We start from the raw sequence: 18,901 nt of genomic DNA, 5'->3' as shown, positions 1-18,901 counted from the left end.
GAAAGGATTAATTAAAAATTGAACAAAAACTAATTCAATTTTAAAAGACAATCTTGTAGGTTCCCTTGGACGACACAGAGGCGGTTTCTGCTTTTACGTATTGCTTTACCCAAGCTATTGCAGTGTTCATAATACAAGGATCCGCCGTGCCTGCGAGGCGCTTGGCAGAAGTTACTTTGCCGGATTTGTCCACCGTGTAGGCAATGCTGATGCTTCCGCTGGCAGTGCAGTCGTGCTTCGGCTGTGTACCGCCTCTGCCCATCGTACCGGGGATGAAACCAATCAATTTTCTGTCCACGCCAATCAGGCTGGTTCCGTCGCCATCGCCGCCGAGCGGATCGCCGTAGTTTCCCGCTCCTGTTCCGTTTCCTTGTGTGCCGGTTTTCGTTCCTCGTCCTTTCAGAAGGTTTCCGATAGCGGCATTTCCGCGCCCGTCTCCGCTGGCATTCTCTTTTTTGATGTCGCCTTTGGCGTTGGTTTTGCCGGTTATGTTTTTGGTAGAATTAGCTGCAGCGGGCGAATTGCTTTTCTCGATGCTTTTTTTGCCTGCTACTGCTGGGGTTTTCGTCCTTGTTGGGATAGGGACGGTATTTTCAGGAATTTCTTTGTCGGTTTTTTCTTTCGATGTTTTGGCAACTTCGGGTTCAATTTCTTTTGTTTCTTTTTCTACTGCAGGAGCAGGACTGCCTTCTTGTTTTTTGGGTTCGTCCAATCCTTTGCCATTTCGGTTATCTCCATAGTTGATGCGCATCTCCGTGAGTTCCATAGGGATGATGCTTTCGCTTTCTACGGCAGTTATTTTTTTCGATTTGATGAATGAGGCCGGAAGAAAAAACAAGACTGAAAAGATGAAAATGCCGACCACCAAAGCCTTGGTTAGCGTAAAATTATAATGTTTGCGAAAAGCGTATGCGCCGTAAGCCTTATGCCGGTCTTCGAAAATAATATCATCCAAATCCTGATACATAGGAAAAACTCGTTTGCGTTATAAACTTTAGCTTTATAACGATTGGTTAACATAAAATATTACTTTCGGGAAAAATTAGTCGTCAATTTCTATCTCGTCTGGGCGGAAGTGGCATTTCAGCTTGAAGGGAATCGGATCTTTGGCACCGGTGTAGAAGTCGGTAATGTTGCCCGTCCAATAAAGCTGAAGGTCGCCGCTTTCGTTGGTGTCGAATTTCAGTTCATTATCAAATAGAAAAGCTTCTTCGTCATCGAAAAGATCCACTTCTGTATAGACGTCTTCCTCCGTATCCTCAACTAAAAAAGTTTGCCCGCTTAATTCGGACGTGGCTACCGGAAAATCGATGATGTCTAATGATAGTTGTGGGAAATTGTATTGTAAAGAGTCGTCGTCCACGTGATCCAAAGAGTCATCTGTGATAATCTCTACTTCCAGAAAATTCTGTGCATTAATGTAAACCGCCTTGCAATAAGTACTTTTGATGAAATACTTCATAGTTTCCTCCGGATGATAGATCTTCAATATTCCTTTCATTATTCAAGGATAATAAATTATGATATGTTTTTGCTAAAAGTGTTGAACAAAGATAAAAAATTGAATTAATGTGAAAAATTTTTGTTAAAAAAATTTCTTAATATTCATTCTATTTCATAAAAGCTTGATATTGTATTAATTTGAAAGTTTAAGTCCTGAAAAAAGAAGGCTTGCATTTTTTATATTCATTAAAATATTATCTTTACAAAGCTTAAAAATTTAAAATGAAATCCTGCGGTCACTACTTTATTTTTATTTTGTTACTTTTTGTGATGTCCTGTAAAAAAACCGATTCGCCATTCGTAGGAAACACGGGTTTCGGCTCGGCCGACCTTGATACGATCGCGGCACAATATTATGAAGAATATCTCAAGCTTTATCCTTTAGAAGCCACTTCGCAAGGTGATGAAAGATACAACGATCAGCTCCCCAACAACATCAGTCCGGAGTTCATCAAAAAAGAAATTGCGTTTTATAATTCAGTTCTTAATCAGTTAAAGATCGTGGACTACCATCGTCTTAATAATGACCAGAAAGTGGTTTTCGATGTTTTGGAATACACACTGATCGACAAACAGGAGCGCTACGCCCACCATCCGGAGTACATCCCTTTCACACAGTTTAGCGGCTTGCCATTGGATTTCCCAATGTTGGGAAGCGGAAGCGGCATTCAGCCCTTCAAAACCGAAAAAGATTACGACAATTGGCTGAAAAGAATAGAGCTTTTCCCGGTCTGGATGGATTCTGCCATCGAAAACTTCCGAGCCGGCATAGAGCACAAGGTGGTGCTACCCAGAGCTTTAGTTTTAAAAATGATTTCCCAGATGAAGGCGGAAGAAATTACGACCACCAAGATGGAAAAAAACATCTTCTATGGCCCGATCAGAAACCTGCCAAAAAATTTCGCACCAGAAACAACGGAGAAATATGCGGGGCTTTACCGGGATGCCATCCAAAATAAACTAATCCCCGCTTATCTCAAAATGGCCGAATTTCTCGAGAATGAATATTTGCCAAAAGCCCGATCCACAGATGGCTACAACGCATTGCCCAAAGGCGCAAACGCCTACAATTATTACGTAAAAAGCTGGACGACGACCGATAAAACACCGGATGAGATTCACCAAATAGGTCTTGCAGAAGTGGCCAGAATTCGCAAGGAAATGGAAATGGTGATGACTCAGATTGGGTTCAAAGGCTCGCTGACGGAATTCTTCGATTTCATAAAAAACGATCCTAAAGCGATGCCTTACAAGACGACGAAAGAAGTTTTGGCCGGCTTCCAATCCATCTTGGACAAGATCACACCGAAACTGAAAAATTTGTTCAATGTCACTCCCAAAACACCGTTCGAAATCCGTCAGACGGAAAAATACCGCGAAGCCACCGCCAGTGCCGAATATATCCAAGGGAGCCCGGACGGAGAGCGCCCCGGAATTTTTTATACTCCGATTCCTGTTCCCAAAAAATTCAACGTAACCTCGGGTATGGAATCGCTTTTCCTCCACGAAGCCATCCCTGGACATCATTATCAAATCTCTCTGCAACAGGAAAATCTGAAGTTGCCCAAGTTTATGAGATTTGGCTGGATTGGCGCTTATGGCGAAGGTTGGGCGTTGTACTGCGAATCGCTCGGACCCGAGCTGGGGCTGTACACAGATCCTTATCAAAAAATGGGCGCTTTGAGCGACGAAATGTTGCGGGCAGTCCGCCTGGTAGTCGATACTGGCATCCACACGGGACAAATGTCGCGCGAAGAAGCCATCAAGTATTTCCTGAGCAATGTTGCTTACGACGAAGCCAGCGCAACAGCAGAAGTAGAGCGTTATATGGCGCTGCCCGGCCAAGCCTTGAGCTATAAAATAGGCGCTATGAAAATCCGGGAGTTGAGGGAAAAGTATAAAAAAGAACTGGGAAACAAATTCAATATTGCAGATTTCCACGATGAGGTTCTCAGCCAAGGCTGCCTGCCACTTCAAGTCTTGGAACGCAAGATGAACCTTTGGGCAAAGGAAAGAAAATAATTACTTCTCAAAAAGCATCCTGGTCAAAAAATCTTTCTCCCGACTTCCTCTTGCCGGCGAATATTCGCGGCCGTAATAGATGATTTGCAGATGCAACTTATTCCAAACGCTTTCGTGCCAAAGGCGTTTTGCGTCGCGCTCCGTTTCTGCCACGTTTTTGCCCGAACTCAGTTTCCATTGCTTCATCAGTCGGTGGATATGGGTGTCCACCGGAAAAGTGGGAAATCCGAACGCTTGGCTCATCACCACCGAAGCCGTCTTGTGACCCACACCGGCTAGCGCCTCCAGTTCTTCAAAAGTTTGCGGAACAACGGAATTATGCTTTTCTACCAAGACTTCCGCCATCTTTTTCAGGTTTTTTGCTTTGGAATTTGAAAGTCCGATTTCTTTGATCAATTCTTGGATTTCCTCGACACTTAGTTTTGCCATCTTCTCGGGCGTGTCGGCAACAGCAAATAGTCGGGGCGTGATTTGGTTCACTTTTTTATCCGTCGTCTGCGCAGAAAGTGCAACGGCAACCATCAAAGTATAAGCGTCCTTGTGATCCAGCGGAATGGGAACTTCGGGATATAATTTTTCTAATTCTTGCTGAACTGTCTTTGCCCTTTGCTTTTTCGTCATTTTGATGCTAACTTTGTGGTACAAAAATAGAAATTATGTTGAAGCTTGGTGATTCTTTACCCGAGTTTATCGGAACCAATCAAAACGGAGAACCCGTAGATTCTCAAAAACTAAAAGGAAAAAAACTGGTGGTTTTCTTTTATCCCAAAGCCAGCACGCCGGGCTGTACGGCGGAAGCCTGTAACCTGAGAGACAATTATGCGATGTTGAAGCAGAAAGGCTATCAGTTGCTTGGCGTGAGTGCAGATTCTGTGACACGTCAGAAGAATTTCAGCGATAAAAATGACTTGCCGTTTGACGTTATTGCGGACGAAAACCGCGACATCATCGATAAATTTGGAGTATGGCAGCGCAAGAAGTTTATGGGAAAAGAGTTTATGGGAATCGTGCGAACGACTTTTGTATTTGATGAAAACGGAATTTGCACAAAAATTATTGATAAAGTAAAAACGAAAGACCACGCTGCACAGATTTTGGAATGATCCATTAAAGATTCATTTAATAGGAATCCAGATTTCTTCTTCTGCAGAATCATTGTTTGGATTATAATCCTCCCTAAAAATTTCAAAATGCGGTCTGTCGTCAATCAAGAAATTATTTTCAGGAATAAAGTTTTGGAAGATAGATCCGAAAATTTCCGATCCCTTTTCTGCTTTTCCTATGTACTCAAAAACAAGATATTTTCCGCCATTTAATCTAAATGACTCAAAATCATTTGGAATATGGTCAAAATCGGAAACTTCCGCCAGTGCATATTTTAAAAAGGATTGATCGGGCGTAAAATTCTCAGGATATATCTGGAGTGAAAATAATTGGTCAGAGATTCGATTGGTTATTTCATTTCTTCTCATCATCAATTTCTTCCACACAATTGGCGTTTTGTCTTCTTGGAAAGATGTTTTGAGACTAAAACCCGCCAATTTTTTGGATTCGATAACTTCGATGCGGTAAGGTAAAGGCATTTCGATTTTCATAAGAGATTCTTATTTTAGTTGGAACGCACATCCAAAATCTGATGTTTCCCATTCTTAATATTGAACAAAAAGCCACCAAAAAAGGTGGCTTAGATATGATATAGTAACATAAATGTTATTTCACCAAAGTCAGCTCGCTGATGAGTCTGGTAGCACCGGCGTATCTGTCGATTACCCAAAGGACATATCGCACATCCACGTTGATGGTTCTCTGCAAATTGGGTTCGAAAACGATGTCGCCGCTCAAGGCCTCGCTATTGCCGTCGAAGGCAAGACCCAGCAAGTGGCCGTTTCCATCGATGATCGGCGAGCCCGAGTTACCTCCTGTGATATCATTGTTGGACAAGAAATTAATCGGCATATATCCCTGTTTGTCTGCATATTGCCCGTAATCTTTTTTCTTGGCCATATCTAAAACTTTTTTCGGAAGGTCAAATTCCTCATCGCCTTTTTTGTATTTGGCAACCATTCCGTTCATATCGGTATAATAATTTTCTTTGATGCCTTCGTAGTTTCGGTCCGATCTGATTGGGAGGGTTTGAACGGTTCCATAAGTCAATCGCATCGTCGAGTTCGCATCGGGGTAGAATACTTTTTCGGGCTGTGCTTTTCGGAGGCCGTCCAAGAAAAGTCGGCTGTTTTTGGCAAAATTATCCTCCACCTTCGCATATTTTTCAATGCTCAATTTTTGATCTTCGACAATGCCGTTTACGAATTGTCTTAGTTTGTCGGCATCAATTTTCAGACGATCGGGGTTTTCTACAAAAGCCAGAGCAGACTTTTTATTGGCAAAAATAGATTCGTAAGCCATAGTTGAAAGACTGTTTACATCTGCTGCCGCAATGGTGAGCGATGCAACATCCTTGGGAACCCGAGCTTTGTAAAGCGAGGTCAGCGCTACCAGCATATCGCCCTCTACATTGTCGTGGAAGCCGTCGTAAGCTTTTTCTACGGCCTCGAGGACTTTCGGTTTCATCGCAGTTTTTCCTGCAGCATCTTGGTCGGCATAAGTTTTGAAAAGATTTCCCAATTGAAAAGTGTTGCCGATATAATGCGCATTTCTTTGCAAAATCGAAGCATAATTTCGCTCGACATTTCTATCCGATATTTGCTCATAATAAGCTTTGATTTCAGGTAGCACGCTAAAATAGGTTTGCTCATTTGGAGATTGCGCAGCCCATTGCGTATAGATTTGTTCTATTTTTTGTTTCTCGGCAATGGTTCCGTTTTTCTTCACAGCGTCTATGGTTCCTTGTCTGTTTTTCCAATAATTCGCCACGCTGGCATACTGCGATGCATAGTCCAGCTGCGTAGATTTGTCTTGATCCATATACTTTTTCATGACATCCATTGCTGCTTTGGAAGCTTCCACCCACGCCGGATAATCTTTGTCCACCATCTGCTCGATGCCGTAGGAAGTCAAGTATCGGTTGGTTCGCCCGGGATATCCGAGAATCATCGTGAAATCTCCCGGCTTGTAGCCTCTAAGGGAAACTGGTAAGAAATGTTTCGGTTTAAGAGGAACGTTGGTCTCCGAATATTCCGCCGGATTGCCATTGGCATCGGCGTACGCGCGGAAAACCGTAAAATCTGCCGTGTGTCTTGGCCATTCCCAATTGTCGGTATCGCCGCCAAATTTTCCTAAAGAAGAAGGCGGAGCACCAACCAAGCGAATATCTTTATAGTCTTGATAAACAAAATAATAGAACTCATTTCCGTTGAAGAAATCTTTTACGACCACGGTATATTTTCCGTTCTCGGAATTTTCTGTTTGGATGGCTTTGTATTCGGCATCAATGACCGCTTTTCGGTCTGCCGCCGTCATATTGTTGTTCAGTTTTGCATTGATTCTTGCAGAGACGTCGTCCATTCTCACCAGAAACCGGATGTATAGTCCTTTTGCATGGAATTCTTCCTTTGGTTTCATAGCCCAAAAGCCATTTTTCAAGTAATCTTTTTCGGGTGTAGAGGCTGCCGCAAGGGCGTCGTAGCCGCAGTGGTGATTGGTAAAAATCAAACCTTGACCGGAAACCAGCTCGCCGGTGCAAAAACCTCCAAAACTGACGATGGCGTCTTTCAAACTGGAGTTGTTGACAGAGTAGATTTCTTCCGGTGTGAGGTGCAAACCTTGTTTTTGCATATCGACACCGTTGAGACGTTTGATGAGCATCAGAAGCCACATTCCTTCATCCGCTCTCATTTGGGCAAAGCTCAATAAAAATGTGAGTGCCAAAAATATTTTTTTCATAGTGAATTATTTTAATGAAGCTAATTTAAACATTATTTTAAATCTGTTGGTATGAATTTGGATAAGAAATTAGGCAAGTCCACCCAAAGATCAACGACAAATCCATTTACTTAAAATAAAAATTATGAAAAGAAGTGCAAAAGCAGTCTGGAAAGGCACAATAAAAGAAGGAAGCGGCGTGCTGACAACGCAGAGCACCACACTTAATCAAACTCAATATTCATTCAAAAGCCGATTTGAAGAAGGCGTCGGAACCAATCCTGAAGAACTCTTGGCCGCTGCACACGCCGGCTGTTTCACGATGATGACTTCTTCTCTGCTATCGGAAGCAGGCTACACGCCGGAAAGTTTGGAAACCGATTGCAAAATAAGCCTAACCGATGGAAAAATCTCATTATCAGAACTGACATTAAGCGCAAAAGTGCCCGGAATTTCTGAAGCGGATTTCCAGAAAATCGCAAATGAGGCAAAAGAAAAATGCCCGGTAAGCGTGGCTTTCAGTTTCGAAAAAACTTTAACAGCAACTTTGTCTTAGCCGGGACAATAATATTTTAGATTTAAATCAGAAATATAAAAACCAGAGATGAACTTTGGTTTTTTTGTTGAAAAATAGTACCTTGTCGGAATCAGAAATTATAAAATTATAAATGCTAGAAAAAAAAGAGCATCTGTACGAAAAAGCGGTTTTGGTAGGCCTTATCACCCAAAACCAAAGCGAGGAAAAACTGACAGAATATATGGACGAGCTGGAGTTTCTGGCCTACACAGCCGGTGCCACGGTCGCCAAACGCTTCACCCAAAGATTAGCCCAGCCGGATTCCAAAACATTTGTCGGGAAAGGAAAAATGGAGGAAATCCGCGATTTTGTAAAGGAAAACGACATCGGAACCGTGATTTTTGATGACGAATTGTCGCCGTCTCAACTTAAAAATCTGGAACGCGAGATGGATATTAAAATACTGGACCGAACGAATTTGATTCTGGATATTTTCGCCCAACGTGCGCAGACTTCATACGCAAGAACTCAAGTGGAATTGGCTCAGTATCAATATCTTCTACCTCGATTGAGCCGTATGTGGACGCACCTTGAAAGGCAGCAAGGAGGAATCGGGATGCGAGGCCCGGGCGAAACAGAAATCGAAACCGATAGACGGATCATCCGAGACCGCATCAATCTCTTGAAAGATAAGCTGAAAGTCATCGATAAACAGATGGGAACGCAACGCAACAACCGCGGAAAAATGGTGCGCGTTGCCCTCGTCGGATACACCAACGTTGGGAAATCTACCTTGATGAACGCCTTGTCCAAATCTGAGGTTTTTGCTGAAAACAAACTGTTTGCGACGCTCGATACCACGGTTCGCAAAGTGGTGATTGGGAATCTGCCTTTTCTTTTGACAGATACTGTCGGGTTCATCAGAAAATTGCCGACTCAGCTGGTGGAGAGTTTCAAATCTACCTTGGATGAGGTTCGCGAGGCAGATTTGCTGATCCACGTGGTCGATATTTCTCACGAAAGTTTCGAAGATCATATCAATTCTGTGAACGAAATCCTTCAGGAAATCGATGCACACCGCAAGCCTATGATAATGGTTTTCAATAAAATAGACGATTTCAGTTATGAGAAAAAGGAGGAGGATGACCTGACGCCGGGCTCCCACAAAAATATTCCTTTGGAAGAATGGACCAAGACTTGGATGGCAAAATCCAAATATCCAACGGTTTTTGTCTCGGCTTTGACGAAGGAAAACTTCCCCGAAATGAAAAAAATGATCTACGATGAGGTTCATAGGATTCATATTTCCCGATTCCCGTACAATGATTTGTTGTTTGAATATTTTGAGGATGAAGAATAAAACTGAGCAGGGCACTTTCGATTGTATCAGAAAGTCCATCAACTGTTAATCATCAAGAAACAACAAAATAATGGAGTTATATTACTCATTTTCTGTTCTTATCGTTTTAGCGGCGCTATTTGCTTATCTTAATCATAGGCTTCTGAAACTGCCAAGCGCCATTGGGATTATGGTCATTGCTATTGTAGTCTCCGTCACATTGGTGGCGTCAGGCGATCATTTTTTGCCAAAAACGACCACCCATCTAATACAATTAATCAGGAGTTTTAATTTCACAGAACTTCTGATGGGCGCGATGCTTAATTTTCTTCTATTTGCCGGCGGTATTCATATTAATATCAAAGACCTTCGGGAACAGTTCGGGCCAGTGGTGATCTTTTCGACAGTTGGCGTGGTTATTTCGACATTCGCAGTCGGATTTGGTAGTTATTATTTGCTTCCATTTGTTGGGATATCGATGCCATTTATTTACTGCTTGCTATTTGGAGCGCTGATTTCGCCCACAGATCCCGTGGCAGTGCTTAGCATTTTGAAGCAGGCCAATGTTTCCAAAAGTTTAGAAACCAAAGTGGCCGGAGAATCTTTATTCAATGACGGTATGGCTGTGGTGGTTTTCTCTGTGGTTTTGCAACTCGCAGCGGGCGGAGATATGGTGTTGAATGCCGAAAGCGTTGGACTCCTTTTGCTGCGCGAAGCGGGAGGTGGTTTGCTTTTGGGCGTGCTTTTGGGCTGGTCTGCGGTGCGGGCATTGCGTGTCGTAGATGATTATATTATCTCTGTTTTGATTACACTTGCAGTGGTAATGGGAGGTTATTTAATTGCTCACGGCTTGCATATTTCGGCACCCTTAGCGATGGTTGCGGCAGGACTGTTTCTTGGAAACTTCAGTGAAAGTTTTAAGATGAAATCTCAAACGCAAGATTATCTGATAAAATTTTGGGAATTGATCGACGAAATTATGAATGCTGTTCTTTTCCTATTTATAGGTTTCGAGTTACTGTTAATCAGAGATTTAAACGAATATTTCGTGGCGGGCGCAATTTGCATTTTAATTGTGTTGATAGCGCGCTGGATTGCCATATTTGTTCCCACCAAATTTATGGCTTTCAAATACAGATTTAGTCCTCAAACGGTAAAAGTTCTGGTTTGGGGCGGCATCCGTGGGGGTGTTTCCATTGCTTTGGCGTTATCAATTCCTCAGAATCAATACAACGAAATTATTATCAGCATCACCTATTGTGTGGTTGTTTTTTCCATTGTCGTTCAAGGTTTAACGATTGGTAAAGTGGCGAACCCGAAGAAGATTGCGACTGAAGAGAAAGCATTAAGAGAAAATGCCTAAACTTCGGACAAATTTTAAAATCAAATGTTAAAGAACAAATCTTTCCACAAAGCAGAGATATAATGGATTATTCTTATTTCAGGCCGTTTGTGCATTATTTCCTGCATCTTATTTTTCCGGTGATTATTGCTTATGTCTTTTTTCGGAAGAATTGGAAAAAAACTTACTTCATCCTCCTTGCGACGATGCTCGTAGATGCAGATCACCTGCTCAGCACGCCTGTTTTTTCCCCGAATCGTTGCAGTATCAATTTCCATTTTCTTCATACTTATTGGGCGATGGGAATTTATGTTTTGCTCCTTTTTTTCAAAGGGATTCCAAGGATCATAGGTGTGGGATTGCTTTTTCACATGCTTACCGATTGGATAGATTGCCGGTTACAACTTTTGCAAGTCCTATAAAGATGAGGAAGATACCTGCTTCAAGACTTGCTTGTTGTCCTCGGGTTCTGTTATTAAAATAAACTAATTTTGCAAGATGGATCTCGAATTCTATAAAAAGCAAGCAAAACTGAAACAAAAAGATCACAGAAAATTTCTGGACAGTCTCAAAAAGAAACCGCCGAAAAATCTGGATTATCTGACTTTGGAAACCCACGAGGAAACTTTCAAAGAAATCGACTGCCTTAGCTGCGCCAATTGCTGCAAAACCACAGGCCCGCTCTTCACAGAGAAAGACATCGAGCGGATCTCCAAACACTTGCGGATGAAACCGGCGGACTTCGAAGCTAAATTTCTGAAAGTGGATGAAGATCAGGACAAAGTTCTTCAAAATTTGCCTTGCTTTTTCCTAAATGACGACAACACCTGCTCCATTTATGAGCTGCGTCCGAAAGCTTGCCGCGAATATCCTCACACCGACCGCAAGAAGATTTATCAGATCAATAATTTGACGATTCAGAACACGTTGATCTGTCCCGCAACCTACATCTTTGTAGAAAGATTGAGAAAAGCCTTGGAAAAGTAATGTTTTAAAATTTTGTTAAAAATCACAGTAGTTCATAAATTTTACATAAGTTGGTTTGATATTTGGCTTTAATGACTAAAATCATTAAATAAAATTGTTATGAAAAAGTCAATCGCAGCAGTCGCTTTTATAATGTTGGGAACAATGTTTGCCACTGCACAAACCACAAAAAAAGATAGTAGTGCGAAAATGTCGCAAACGCCGGCAACCAGCACAGAGATGAAAGTAAAAACCCCGGCGGAGACAGACGGGTCTAGCAACAGAATGGATACATCAGCGCCTTCGGATAGAGCAACGCAGAGCAGTCCTAATACAATCCAGCCAAATCAAAATCAAAATCAGACCGTGCCAAACACCGGAACGTTGCAATCTCCAAATACCACGATGCCAAACAATTCTTCGGCAACGCAGCCAATGCAGCCACTCAATACGGCAGATCCAAAACCGGCACAATAAAGACCAAAAAAAAACAGAGTTTCTTGCTCTGTTTTTTTATTCTTTCCAATCGACAACAGCCTTAATAAAAGCTTCCGCATTTTCAACCGGAATATTGGGCAGAATCCCGTGTCCGAGATTTACAATGTATTTGTCTTTTCCAAAGCGGTCAATCATCTCGTGAACCATTTTCCGAATCGTCTCCGGCGACGAGTGCAACCTCGCAGGATCCAGATTACCCTGTAGAGAGACAGAATCGTGGGTAAATTTTCTCGCCAATTCCGGCGTTATCGTCCAGTCAACGCCCAGAGCAGAGACTTTGGATTCCGCCATTTCTTCCAGCGCGAACCAACAACCTTTCCCAAAAACCACCACGTGCGTCAGCGGCGCGAGCGCTTCCACAATCTGATGGATGTATTGCCAAGAAAACTCACGATAATCTGCCGGCGAAAGCATGCCACCCCAACTGTCAAAAATCTGAACCGCCGAAACGCCTTTCTCCACTTTTCTTTTCAAATAAGCAATCGTGGTCTCCGTGATCTTCTGCAATAATTGGTGCGCCGCCGCCGGTTGCAAAAAACAGAAAGATTTTGCTATATCAAAGGATTTACTGCCTCTTCCCTCCACGCAATAGCAAAGAATAGTCCAAGGACTGCCCGCAAACCCGATCAGCGGAATCTCGTTGTCCAGCTTCTCCAAAGTCATTTCTATCGCATCGAAAACGTAACCTAATGTTTCGTTGACATCCGGAACTATCACATCGTCAACCTGTTGGGCAGTTCTAATGGGCTTCTCTATCCAAGGTCCCACAGATTCTTTCATTTGGAAATCGATGCCCATCGCTTGCGGAACTACCAAAATATCGGAGAACAAAATCGCCGCGTCCAAAGGGAATCTTCTGATGGGCTGAACGGTAATTTCCGAGGCCAATTCCGGCGTGCGGCATCTTGTGAAAAAGTCGTATTTGTCCCGCAACGCCATGAATTCCGGCAGGTATCTTCCCGCTTGCCTCATCATCCAAACGGGCGGTCTTTCCACGGTTTCGCCTCGCAAGGCCTTCAAATATAGGGTGTTCTTTATCATTTTATTAAATTTTTTGGGCGCCTTTATCCGCCTTCCACTCCCGCTTTTTTCTTTTTTTTCAAAAAAAGAAAAAGAGCTCCGTTCAAGTCGGGGCGCGCTTCGCAAAATTCGGCATCTAATCTTTCAAATCAGTTTCGCCGGCAGTTGAATTTGCCTTAGAAATCAAATCCAACAAATCTGCTAAGGTATTTTCTTGGCTTGTAATTATTTTATTTTCCGTCAATTTCTCCAATTCCGAAGTCGTGGTAGATCCAATGGAAAAAATCTTAAGATCCTCAAAACTATTGAATTTCGCAAAACTACGAACTCCGCTCGGACTGAAGAAGACCACCGCCTGATATTTCTCACAAATTTTCGGATAAAGCAATTCGGTTCTGTACACTTGGATTCTCTTGTACGAAACGTTTTGCAAGGGCAATTTCTCATCCAAAACATCCAAAGCCAGATCGCCACAAAAATGCAGAAACTTCTCGCAAACAGAATTTTCTGTAATAAACTTTGACAATTCGCTCGCATTTTTACACAGTTTGAAAGTCCCAAAATTGTGTTTCCTCAGTGCCTTTTTCGTCTGCGAACCAACGGCGTAGATTTTATTAAATTTTTTCTCCGCTAAAATCTCCTTTGGCACAAAACCATTTTCGAAGAAGGCACGCACGCCGCTTGCGCTCGTGAAAATCAGAGAATGATTTTTCAAGTCGAATGCTTTCGTTTTAATGACCTTTGTCTGGATAGCTTCAACAAAATCCATCGCCACCGTCGTTCCCAATTTCTCGGCAACTTTTTGCGGATCCAATGATTTTGTAAAAAGAAGTTTCATATTGTGTTTTTGATAGCAAAGGTGCAAAAATTTTAATAATCGACGTTAATAACAAGGAAGTCGTAAATTTTTAATTTGGTGACTTAAAACATTTTAAATGAATAGCTCTTGCGCCGCGGCGCTGAAACCAACTAAAATCTTTTTCTAATCTCGTCCATCAATTCCTTTCCGCCGTTTTCCAGAATTTTCAAAGCGAGTTTCTCTCCAAAATTCTCAGACTCATTCCAATCAAAAATCTCGTCTGTATCTATGCAGTTTTTCCCGTCGAGCGAACACAGCCTGCCCACAAAGCGAATTTGCTTGCCCACCAATTCAGCTTTTGCGCCAATGGGCGCCGTGCAACCACCTTCTAAGGTCTTCAGAAATTCTCTTTCGATCGTAATGCAAATCTCGGTTTCCTTGTGAGAAATCGATTTTAAAATTTCGCTAAGTTCTTGATTATCAATTTTGCTGGCGATTGCAACCACACCTTGCGAGGGCGCTTGCAATAGAAACGGAATTTGTTCATATTCCACATCCAGATTCATTCGTTTGATTCCGGCTAAGGAAAAAATCGTGGCATCGGCAATGCCGTCTTCTAATTTTTTGATTCTGGTTTGGACATTTCCGCGGATGTCCGCAAACTGGGTTTCGGGAAATTCCTTGAGCCAAAAAGCACGTCTTCTCAAGCTGCTGGTCGCGATTTTCAGCACATTCAGTTCCAAAGGTTGTGCATCTTTATTTCTTACCAAAACATCCTCCGGAAAATCCCGTTCCAAGACTGCCGAAATGTGAATATTTTCGGGCAAAATCGTCGGAACATCTTTTAAGGAATGCACGGCAATGTCAATTTCATTGTTCAATAAAGCCAGATCCAAATCTTTGGTGAAAATGCCCGTGATTCCTAAGGCGTAAAGCGGTTGCGATAGATTTTTGTCGCCGGAACTGATGATGGGGACGATCTCGGTTTGCAAACCCAGACTTTGAAGTTTGGCAGCCACCGCCTCTGCTTGCCAAATTGCCAAAGGACTATTGCGAGATCCTATTCGTACGGTTTTCATCGGCTTCGTTTTTGTGAATATCGAGAATATCTTCCATCAATTTTGTGATTTCGTCTGCACGGGAAGGGTTTTCTATGATATATTTTGCAAATCGATTGGTGATTTTCTGGATCAGGTTGTTGGAAAGTTCCATATCTTCGATTTTGGCATAATGGAATTTCTTGTGGATGTTGTGCATCTCATTTTCCTCAATTCTCTTCAAAGAATTTTTGAAATGATTGATCTGCGGGGCCAACTTTCTTTTCTTCTCCCAGGTCGCAAATTCCTTGGCCATTTCTTTGATAATTGCTTCTGCTTTTGGGATTTCCTTTTTGCGTTGGTTCATAGTGGCATTGATTTTTCGGGAAAGCTGATCCACATCAATCAAGGTCACCTTGTCCAAATATCCAATTTCTTTCTGCACATTATTCGGGATAGAAAGATCGATCACGAGCATTTCCTTATTTTTGGGGAAATTACTTTCATCAATTATAAATTTCTGAGCACCTGTAGCCACGATTAAAACATCAGTTTGGTGTAATTCTTCGGGGAAGTTATCGAAATCGATTTGAGGCAGTTTGTACTTGTCGGCGATTTTTTCGGCTTTTTCGAAAGATCGGTTGGCGATTTTAATTTTGGGCTGAAGGATGTGTTTTACTAAATTTTCAATGGTGTTTTGCCCAATTTCTCCTGCGCCCAAAAGCAGGATATTTTTGTCGTAAATTTGATTGATATTGTTCAAAATATAATGTACGGCGGCATAGGAAACGGAGGCCGAGCCTGTGCCAATCCCCGTCTCGTTTTTAATTCTTTTCGAAATCTGAATGGCGGCATTGATGGCACGTTCCAGATAAGGATTCGAAAAGTCCTTATAAGTTTTGAATCGGTGATAGGCGTTTTTGATCTGCGAAACAATCTCAAAGTCGCCGATAATCTGGCTTTCTAAACCTGCGGCCACGCGGAAAAGATGAAGCAATGCCTCTTCTCTTTGCAAGACATTCACATATTTGAGAAATTCCGATAGCGATACGCCCACCGTGTCGCAATAGAGTTCTGCTATGCGCAAATAATTTTTCGTGGTGGAATAAATTTCGGTTCTGTTGCAAGTAGAAACCACGAATGCATCGCCGTAATCCTGTTCATGAATCTGATTGACAAACGATTTAATATGTTCATCAAAAAAGGCAAATCGGCCTCGGGTTTCGGCATCGGCTTTTTCGTAGCTGATGCTGAGAACGGCAAGATCTGAGGTTTGATGAAATTTATTTTTAGTGCCCATTTTCAGTCTGCAAATTTACAATATTTAATATAAAGAAGCTTTCCGAACCGCACATTTAAAATTGATAAAATCTATAAATAGGCTACGGATGCTGCGATGAGTTTAATGCTTTCGAAGATTTGATGAAAACTTAGAATTATTTGGGTTTCAAGTTGATAGTCAGCATAATCCGGCTAAATAATCGGCGGAAATATTTAAGGAAAATTTAACCAAATTATTTTGAATAGAAGATAGAGAATGCGTGTAAATTTATATCTTTGTAAACTTAATAATTACTGAACAAAATGGGTATAATGGATATGTTTACGCAAGAGATTGCGATTGACTTGGGAACGGCGAATACACTGATCATACACAACAACAAAATAGTGGTGGATCAGCCTTCTATTGTGGCGATAGAACGCTCAACAGGCAAGCCGATTGCTGTGGGAGAACAAGCGAAACATATGCAAGGCAAGACGCACGAGGACATCAAGACCATCCGACCGCTGAAAGATGGCGTCATTGCAGATTTCCAGGCTTCGGAACATATGATCAAGGAATTTATCAAACAGATACCCGGCATCAAGGGCAAACTTTTTCAGCCCGCGCTCAGAATCGTGATCTGCATCCCTTCCGGAATTACCGAGGTGGAGAAAAGAGCAGTTCGAGACTCGGCACAGAAAGTAAATGCCAAAGAAGTGAGGTTGATCTATGAGCCTATGGCTGCGGCAATAGGTGTGGGCATCGATGTTCAGAAGCCGGAAGGAAATATGATTATCGATATTGGTGGCGGTACCACAGAAATTGCGGTGGTTGCTCTCGGCGGAATCGTCTGCGACAAATCTGTAAAAATAGCAGGGGATGTTTTTACCAATGATATTGCTTACTACCTGAGGACGCATCATAACCTGTACATAGGAGAAAGAACGGCCGAAAGAATCAAAATAGAAGTGGGGTCTGCAGTGGAAGAATTAGACGTTCCTATCGACGATATTCCGGTGCAAGGACGGGATCTGATTACTGGAAAACCGAAAGAAATCATGGTCAACTATAAAGAAATTGCAAAAGCGCTCGACAAATCGATCATCAGAATAGAAGATGCGGTGATGGAAACGCTTTCCCTCACTCCTCCGGAGTTGGCCGCCGATATTTACAAAACAGGCATCTATCTTGCAGGCGGAGGCGCATTGCTAAGAGGCCTCGCCGATAGAATTCACAGAAAAACGGGTTTGCCGGTTTTCGTTGCAGAGGATCCTTTGAGAGCCGTGGTAAGGGGTACCGGAATTGCTCTTAAAAATATGGACAAATTCAATTTTCTGATCAAATAATTAAGATTTTTCTCAAGTTTTAGATGGGTGCGTTGCTGAGATTTTTTTCTAAGAATGCTTTGTTTGTGTACTTTGCATTCTTGCAATTGGTTGCAATTGTGCTTATTTTCAGCAAAAACTCGATGCAGCAAAGTTTCATCGCTGCAAAGACGGCAGCGCTGAACTCTTGGGTATCTGGCTACATTGATGAAGGGACTTCCTACCTGAAACTGAAGCAAATCAATGAAGATCTCGTGGCGCAAAACAGAGCTTTGATGCTGGAGCTTTATGGAAAAGATGTATCGGCAAAACCAAATTTCAGAAGAGTCTATGACACCATTGGCGGCGGACAGATTTATACTTTTGTGGACGGCGAAGTGGTCTTCAACAGTATCAACCGAAGAGATAACTATTTCACGATCAACCGCGGCCGCCTGCACGGCGTAAATGCCAATATGGGCGTCATCGCCCCGCGAGGGATTGCCGGCATCGTGATCAATACAACGGATAATTACGCTCTGGTGAAGTCGATTCTGAGTGTCAATAAAATTAAAATCAGTGCCGCGCTCAAAAAGTCCGGTTACTTCGGTACATTAACTTGGCAAGGCGACGACACCAGAACAATGACGCTCTCCGACATTCCCAAATACGTTCCGCTGAAGGTGGGCGACACGGTGGTCACCGATGGTAAATCTTCTATTTTCCCTGCAGGGATTATGATCGGAAGAGTGGCGGGCTACGAAGTGGACAGCAAAACCGGTTTTTGGAAAATCGCCGTAGAACTAAGCGAAAAAATGGGGAGGCTGAGTAAAATCTATGTAGTGCGAAACATAAAAAAATCGGAGGTTCAGAAAATAGAGGATTCCTTAAAAGTTCAAATTAAAAAAGATGATCAGTAGAAACCTTGTCTCAGATCTGGCTTTGATTGCTTTGCTGACGGCTTTTCAGATTTTTATTCTCAACAGAATTGCGCTTTTTGGCAAGTATATCCCCGTGGTTTATCCGGTCTTTGTAATGTTCTACCCGTTTTTCAGAAATAGATATCAATTTCTGACATTAAGTTTTTTATTGGGATTATCCATCGACGCTTTTTTATATACTTGGGGGATTAATGCTTTTGCAACCACGGCAATTGCCTACTTCAGAACGCTAATATTCCGCACCTCTACCGACACAACCACCGATTTTTTCTCGTTCCAAAGTATCCAATGGTCGCAATTCTTGTTTTTTATATTCAGCAGCATCTTCATTCATCAACTTTTGGTACAGTACATAGAATTTTTCAAATTCGAAAGATTTTTTGAAATTTTGTTGAATGTAACAATGACCAGTATAATTTCGTTTGTATTTATATTGGCTTACGCATTGGCTTTTAAAATCAAGCAAAAAGTTTGATGCCAGAAAATCGATAAAAACTCCAAGATTTTTTGAACCCGCGATTGCAGAT

The 18,901-nt window shown here is 42.2% G+C and carries 20 protein-coding genes; 11 read left to right on the top strand and 9 right to left on the bottom strand.

Annotated elements, in window-relative coordinates:
• Positions 1-40 precede the first annotated feature (40 nt).
• Together DTW91_RS01265 and DTW91_RS01260 are read right to left on the bottom strand one after the other, a co-directional pair.
• Positions 41-967, bottom strand: a complete 927-nt coding sequence (locus DTW91_RS01265; protein WP_228412607.1) for a ferric siderophore ABC transporter substrate-binding protein — start codon at positions 965-967, stop codon at positions 41-43.
• A 75-nt stretch (positions 968-1,042) separates the two neighbouring features.
• Positions 1,043-1,501, bottom strand: coding sequence for a hypothetical protein (locus DTW91_RS01260; RefSeq protein ID WP_125201604.1), 459 nt, complete (start codon positions 1,499-1,501; stop codon positions 1,043-1,045).
• Between the two features lie 272 nt (positions 1,502-1,773).
• On the opposite strand from DTW91_RS01260, the gene DTW91_RS01255 reads away from it, so the two are divergent.
• The gene (locus DTW91_RS01255) at positions 1,774-3,525 is read left to right on the top strand and encodes a DUF885 domain-containing protein (protein ID WP_228412606.1); all 1,752 of its coding nucleotides are present in this window, start codon (positions 1,774-1,776) and stop codon (positions 3,523-3,525) included.
• Here the strand turns inward: DTW91_RS01255 and nth are convergent, their stop codons facing one another.
• Complete coding sequence (gene nth / locus DTW91_RS01250; RefSeq protein ID WP_125201602.1) at positions 3,526-4,146, bottom strand: endonuclease III; 621 nt, start codon at positions 4,144-4,146, stop codon at positions 3,526-3,528.
• A gap of 35 nt (positions 4,147-4,181) precedes the next feature.
• Between nth and bcp the strand changes: the two genes are divergently transcribed.
• Positions 4,182-4,628: a thioredoxin-dependent thiol peroxidase gene (bcp, locus tag DTW91_RS01245; RefSeq protein ID WP_125201601.1), complete on the top strand. Its 447-nt coding sequence runs from the start codon at positions 4,182-4,184 to the stop codon at positions 4,626-4,628.
• Positions 4,629-4,640: 12 nt separating this feature from the next.
• On the opposite strand, the gene DTW91_RS01240 is transcribed toward bcp, so the two are convergent.
• Together DTW91_RS01240 and DTW91_RS01235 are read right to left on the bottom strand one after the other, a co-directional pair.
• A complete protein-coding gene (locus DTW91_RS01240; RefSeq protein ID WP_125201600.1) occupies positions 4,641-5,120 on the bottom strand; it encodes a GyrI-like domain-containing protein in 480 nt (159 codons plus the stop codon).
• A 115-nt stretch (positions 5,121-5,235) separates the two neighbouring features.
• Complete coding sequence (locus tag DTW91_RS01235; protein ID WP_125201599.1) at positions 5,236-7,368, bottom strand: S46 family peptidase; 2,133 nt, start codon at positions 7,366-7,368, stop codon at positions 5,236-5,238.
• 124 nt (positions 7,369-7,492) lie between these two features.
• Here DTW91_RS01235 and DTW91_RS01230 point away from each other — a divergent pair, with 124 nt between their 5' ends.
• The 6 genes from DTW91_RS01230 to DTW91_RS01205 all read left to right on the top strand — a co-directional run bounded on the left by DTW91_RS01230 (position 7,493) and on the right by DTW91_RS01205 (position 11,988).
• The gene (locus tag DTW91_RS01230; protein ID WP_125201598.1) at positions 7,493-7,903 is read left to right on the top strand and encodes an OsmC family protein; all 411 of its coding nucleotides are present in this window, start codon (positions 7,493-7,495) and stop codon (positions 7,901-7,903) included.
• A 112-nt stretch (positions 7,904-8,015) separates the two neighbouring features.
• Entirely contained in the window at positions 8,016-9,224 is a 1,209-nt protein-coding gene (gene hflX, locus DTW91_RS01225) for a GTPase HflX (protein ID WP_125201597.1), read from the top strand.
• A gap of 70 nt (positions 9,225-9,294) precedes the next feature.
• On the top strand, positions 9,295-10,566 hold the full coding sequence (locus DTW91_RS01220) for a cation:proton antiporter (RefSeq protein ID WP_125201596.1): 1,272 nt from the start codon (positions 9,295-9,297) through the stop codon (positions 10,564-10,566).
• A gap of 62 nt (positions 10,567-10,628) precedes the next feature.
• Positions 10,629-10,967, top strand: coding sequence for a DUF6122 family protein (locus tag DTW91_RS01215; RefSeq protein WP_125201595.1), 339 nt, complete (start codon positions 10,629-10,631; stop codon positions 10,965-10,967).
• Between the two features lie 76 nt (positions 10,968-11,043).
• Positions 11,044-11,532 carry a YkgJ family cysteine cluster protein gene (locus DTW91_RS01210; RefSeq protein ID WP_125201594.1) on the top strand — a complete coding sequence of 163 codons (489 nt, stop codon included), beginning with the start codon at positions 11,044-11,046 and terminating at the stop codon, positions 11,530-11,532.
• Positions 11,533-11,631: 99 nt separating this feature from the next.
• Positions 11,632-11,988, top strand: a complete 357-nt coding sequence (locus DTW91_RS01205; protein WP_125201593.1) for a hypothetical protein — start codon at positions 11,632-11,634, stop codon at positions 11,986-11,988.
• Between the two features lie 36 nt (positions 11,989-12,024).
• Here DTW91_RS01205 and hemE read toward each other — a convergent pair whose 3' ends face one another.
• From hemE to hemA, 4 genes are all read right to left on the bottom strand, one after another.
• Positions 12,025-13,050 carry a uroporphyrinogen decarboxylase gene (hemE, locus tag DTW91_RS01200; protein WP_125201592.1) on the bottom strand — a complete coding sequence of 342 codons (1,026 nt, stop codon included), beginning with the start codon at positions 13,048-13,050 and terminating at the stop codon, positions 12,025-12,027.
• Between the two features lie 115 nt (positions 13,051-13,165).
• The gene (locus tag DTW91_RS01195; protein WP_125201591.1) at positions 13,166-13,867 is read right to left on the bottom strand and encodes a uroporphyrinogen-III synthase; all 702 of its coding nucleotides are present in this window, start codon (positions 13,865-13,867) and stop codon (positions 13,166-13,168) included.
• A 131-nt stretch (positions 13,868-13,998) separates the two neighbouring features.
• Positions 13,999-14,907 (bottom strand): hydroxymethylbilane synthase, encoded by a 909-nt coding sequence (hemC, locus tag DTW91_RS01190; protein WP_125201590.1) that lies wholly within the window; start codon positions 14,905-14,907, stop codon positions 13,999-14,001.
• The gene (hemA, locus tag DTW91_RS01185) at positions 14,876-16,165 is read right to left on the bottom strand and encodes a glutamyl-tRNA reductase (protein WP_125201589.1); all 1,290 of its coding nucleotides are present in this window, start codon (positions 16,163-16,165) and stop codon (positions 14,876-14,878) included. Before hemA ends, hemC begins: the two co-directional genes overlap by 32 nt.
• A gap of 284 nt (positions 16,166-16,449) precedes the next feature.
• Here hemA and DTW91_RS01180 point away from each other — a divergent pair, with 284 nt between their 5' ends.
• From DTW91_RS01180 to DTW91_RS01170, 3 genes are read left to right on the top strand one after another with little or no spacing between them, the layout of a single operon-like run.
• Positions 16,450-17,475, top strand: a complete 1,026-nt coding sequence (locus tag DTW91_RS01180) for a rod shape-determining protein (protein WP_125201588.1) — start codon at positions 16,450-16,452, stop codon at positions 17,473-17,475.
• Between the two features lie 23 nt (positions 17,476-17,498).
• The gene (mreC, locus tag DTW91_RS01175; RefSeq protein ID WP_125201587.1) at positions 17,499-18,353 is read left to right on the top strand and encodes a rod shape-determining protein MreC; all 855 of its coding nucleotides are present in this window, start codon (positions 17,499-17,501) and stop codon (positions 18,351-18,353) included.
• Positions 18,343-18,849 (top strand): rod shape-determining protein MreD, encoded by a 507-nt coding sequence (locus DTW91_RS01170; protein ID WP_125201586.1) that lies wholly within the window; start codon positions 18,343-18,345, stop codon positions 18,847-18,849. Before mreC ends, DTW91_RS01170 begins: the two co-directional genes overlap by 11 nt.
• The last annotated feature ends 52 nt before the right edge of the window (positions 18,850-18,901 follow it).

This window comes from Chryseobacterium sp. SC28, assembly GCF_003932955.1.
Classification (GTDB): Bacteria; Bacteroidota; Bacteroidia; order Flavobacteriales; family Weeksellaceae; genus Epilithonimonas.
Note: the sequence above shows the minus strand (reverse complement) of the source record. Positions and strands in the feature narration are given on the sequence as shown.

Bases quoted from the DNA above. Each gene is read 5' to 3' on its own strand.
- DTW91_RS01265 (WP_228412607.1), bottom strand. From the start codon at position 967: ATGTATCAGGATTTGGATGATATTATTTTCGAAGACCGGCATAAGGCT.
- DTW91_RS01260 (WP_125201604.1), bottom strand. From the start codon at position 1,501: ATGAAAGGAATATTGAAGATCTATCATCCGGAGGAAACTATGAAGTAT.
- DTW91_RS01255 (WP_228412606.1), top strand. From the start codon at position 1,774: ATGTCCTGTAAAAAAACCGATTCGCCATTCGTAGGAAACACGGGTTTC.
- nth (WP_125201602.1), bottom strand. From the start codon at position 4,146: ATGACGAAAAAGCAAAGGGCAAAGACAGTTCAGCAAGAATTAGAAAAA.
- bcp (WP_125201601.1), top strand. From the start codon at position 4,182: ATGTTGAAGCTTGGTGATTCTTTACCCGAGTTTATCGGAACCAATCAA.
- DTW91_RS01240 (WP_125201600.1), bottom strand. From the start codon at position 5,120: ATGAAAATCGAAATGCCTTTACCTTACCGCATCGAAGTTATCGAATCC.
- DTW91_RS01235 (WP_125201599.1), bottom strand. From the start codon at position 7,368: ATGAAAAAAATATTTTTGGCACTCACATTTTTATTGAGCTTTGCCCAA.
- DTW91_RS01230 (WP_125201598.1), top strand. From the start codon at position 7,493: ATGAAAAGAAGTGCAAAAGCAGTCTGGAAAGGCACAATAAAAGAAGGA.
- hflX (WP_125201597.1), top strand. From the start codon at position 8,016: ATGCTAGAAAAAAAAGAGCATCTGTACGAAAAAGCGGTTTTGGTAGGC.
- DTW91_RS01220 (WP_125201596.1), top strand. From the start codon at position 9,295: ATGGAGTTATATTACTCATTTTCTGTTCTTATCGTTTTAGCGGCGCTA.
- DTW91_RS01215 (WP_125201595.1), top strand. From the start codon at position 10,629: ATGGATTATTCTTATTTCAGGCCGTTTGTGCATTATTTCCTGCATCTT.
- DTW91_RS01210 (WP_125201594.1), top strand. From the start codon at position 11,044: ATGGATCTCGAATTCTATAAAAAGCAAGCAAAACTGAAACAAAAAGAT.
- DTW91_RS01205 (WP_125201593.1), top strand. From the start codon at position 11,632: ATGAAAAAGTCAATCGCAGCAGTCGCTTTTATAATGTTGGGAACAATG.
- hemE (WP_125201592.1), bottom strand. From the start codon at position 13,050: ATGATAAAGAACACCCTATATTTGAAGGCCTTGCGAGGCGAAACCGTG.
- DTW91_RS01195 (WP_125201591.1), bottom strand. From the start codon at position 13,867: ATGAAACTTCTTTTTACAAAATCATTGGATCCGCAAAAAGTTGCCGAG.
- hemC (WP_125201590.1), bottom strand. From the start codon at position 14,907: ATGAAAACCGTACGAATAGGATCTCGCAATAGTCCTTTGGCAATTTGG.
- hemA (WP_125201589.1), bottom strand. From the start codon at position 16,165: ATGGGCACTAAAAATAAATTTCATCAAACCTCAGATCTTGCCGTTCTC.
- DTW91_RS01180 (WP_125201588.1), top strand. From the start codon at position 16,450: ATGGGTATAATGGATATGTTTACGCAAGAGATTGCGATTGACTTGGGA.
- mreC (WP_125201587.1), top strand. From the start codon at position 17,499: ATGGGTGCGTTGCTGAGATTTTTTTCTAAGAATGCTTTGTTTGTGTAC.
- DTW91_RS01170 (WP_125201586.1), top strand. From the start codon at position 18,343: ATGATCAGTAGAAACCTTGTCTCAGATCTGGCTTTGATTGCTTTGCTG.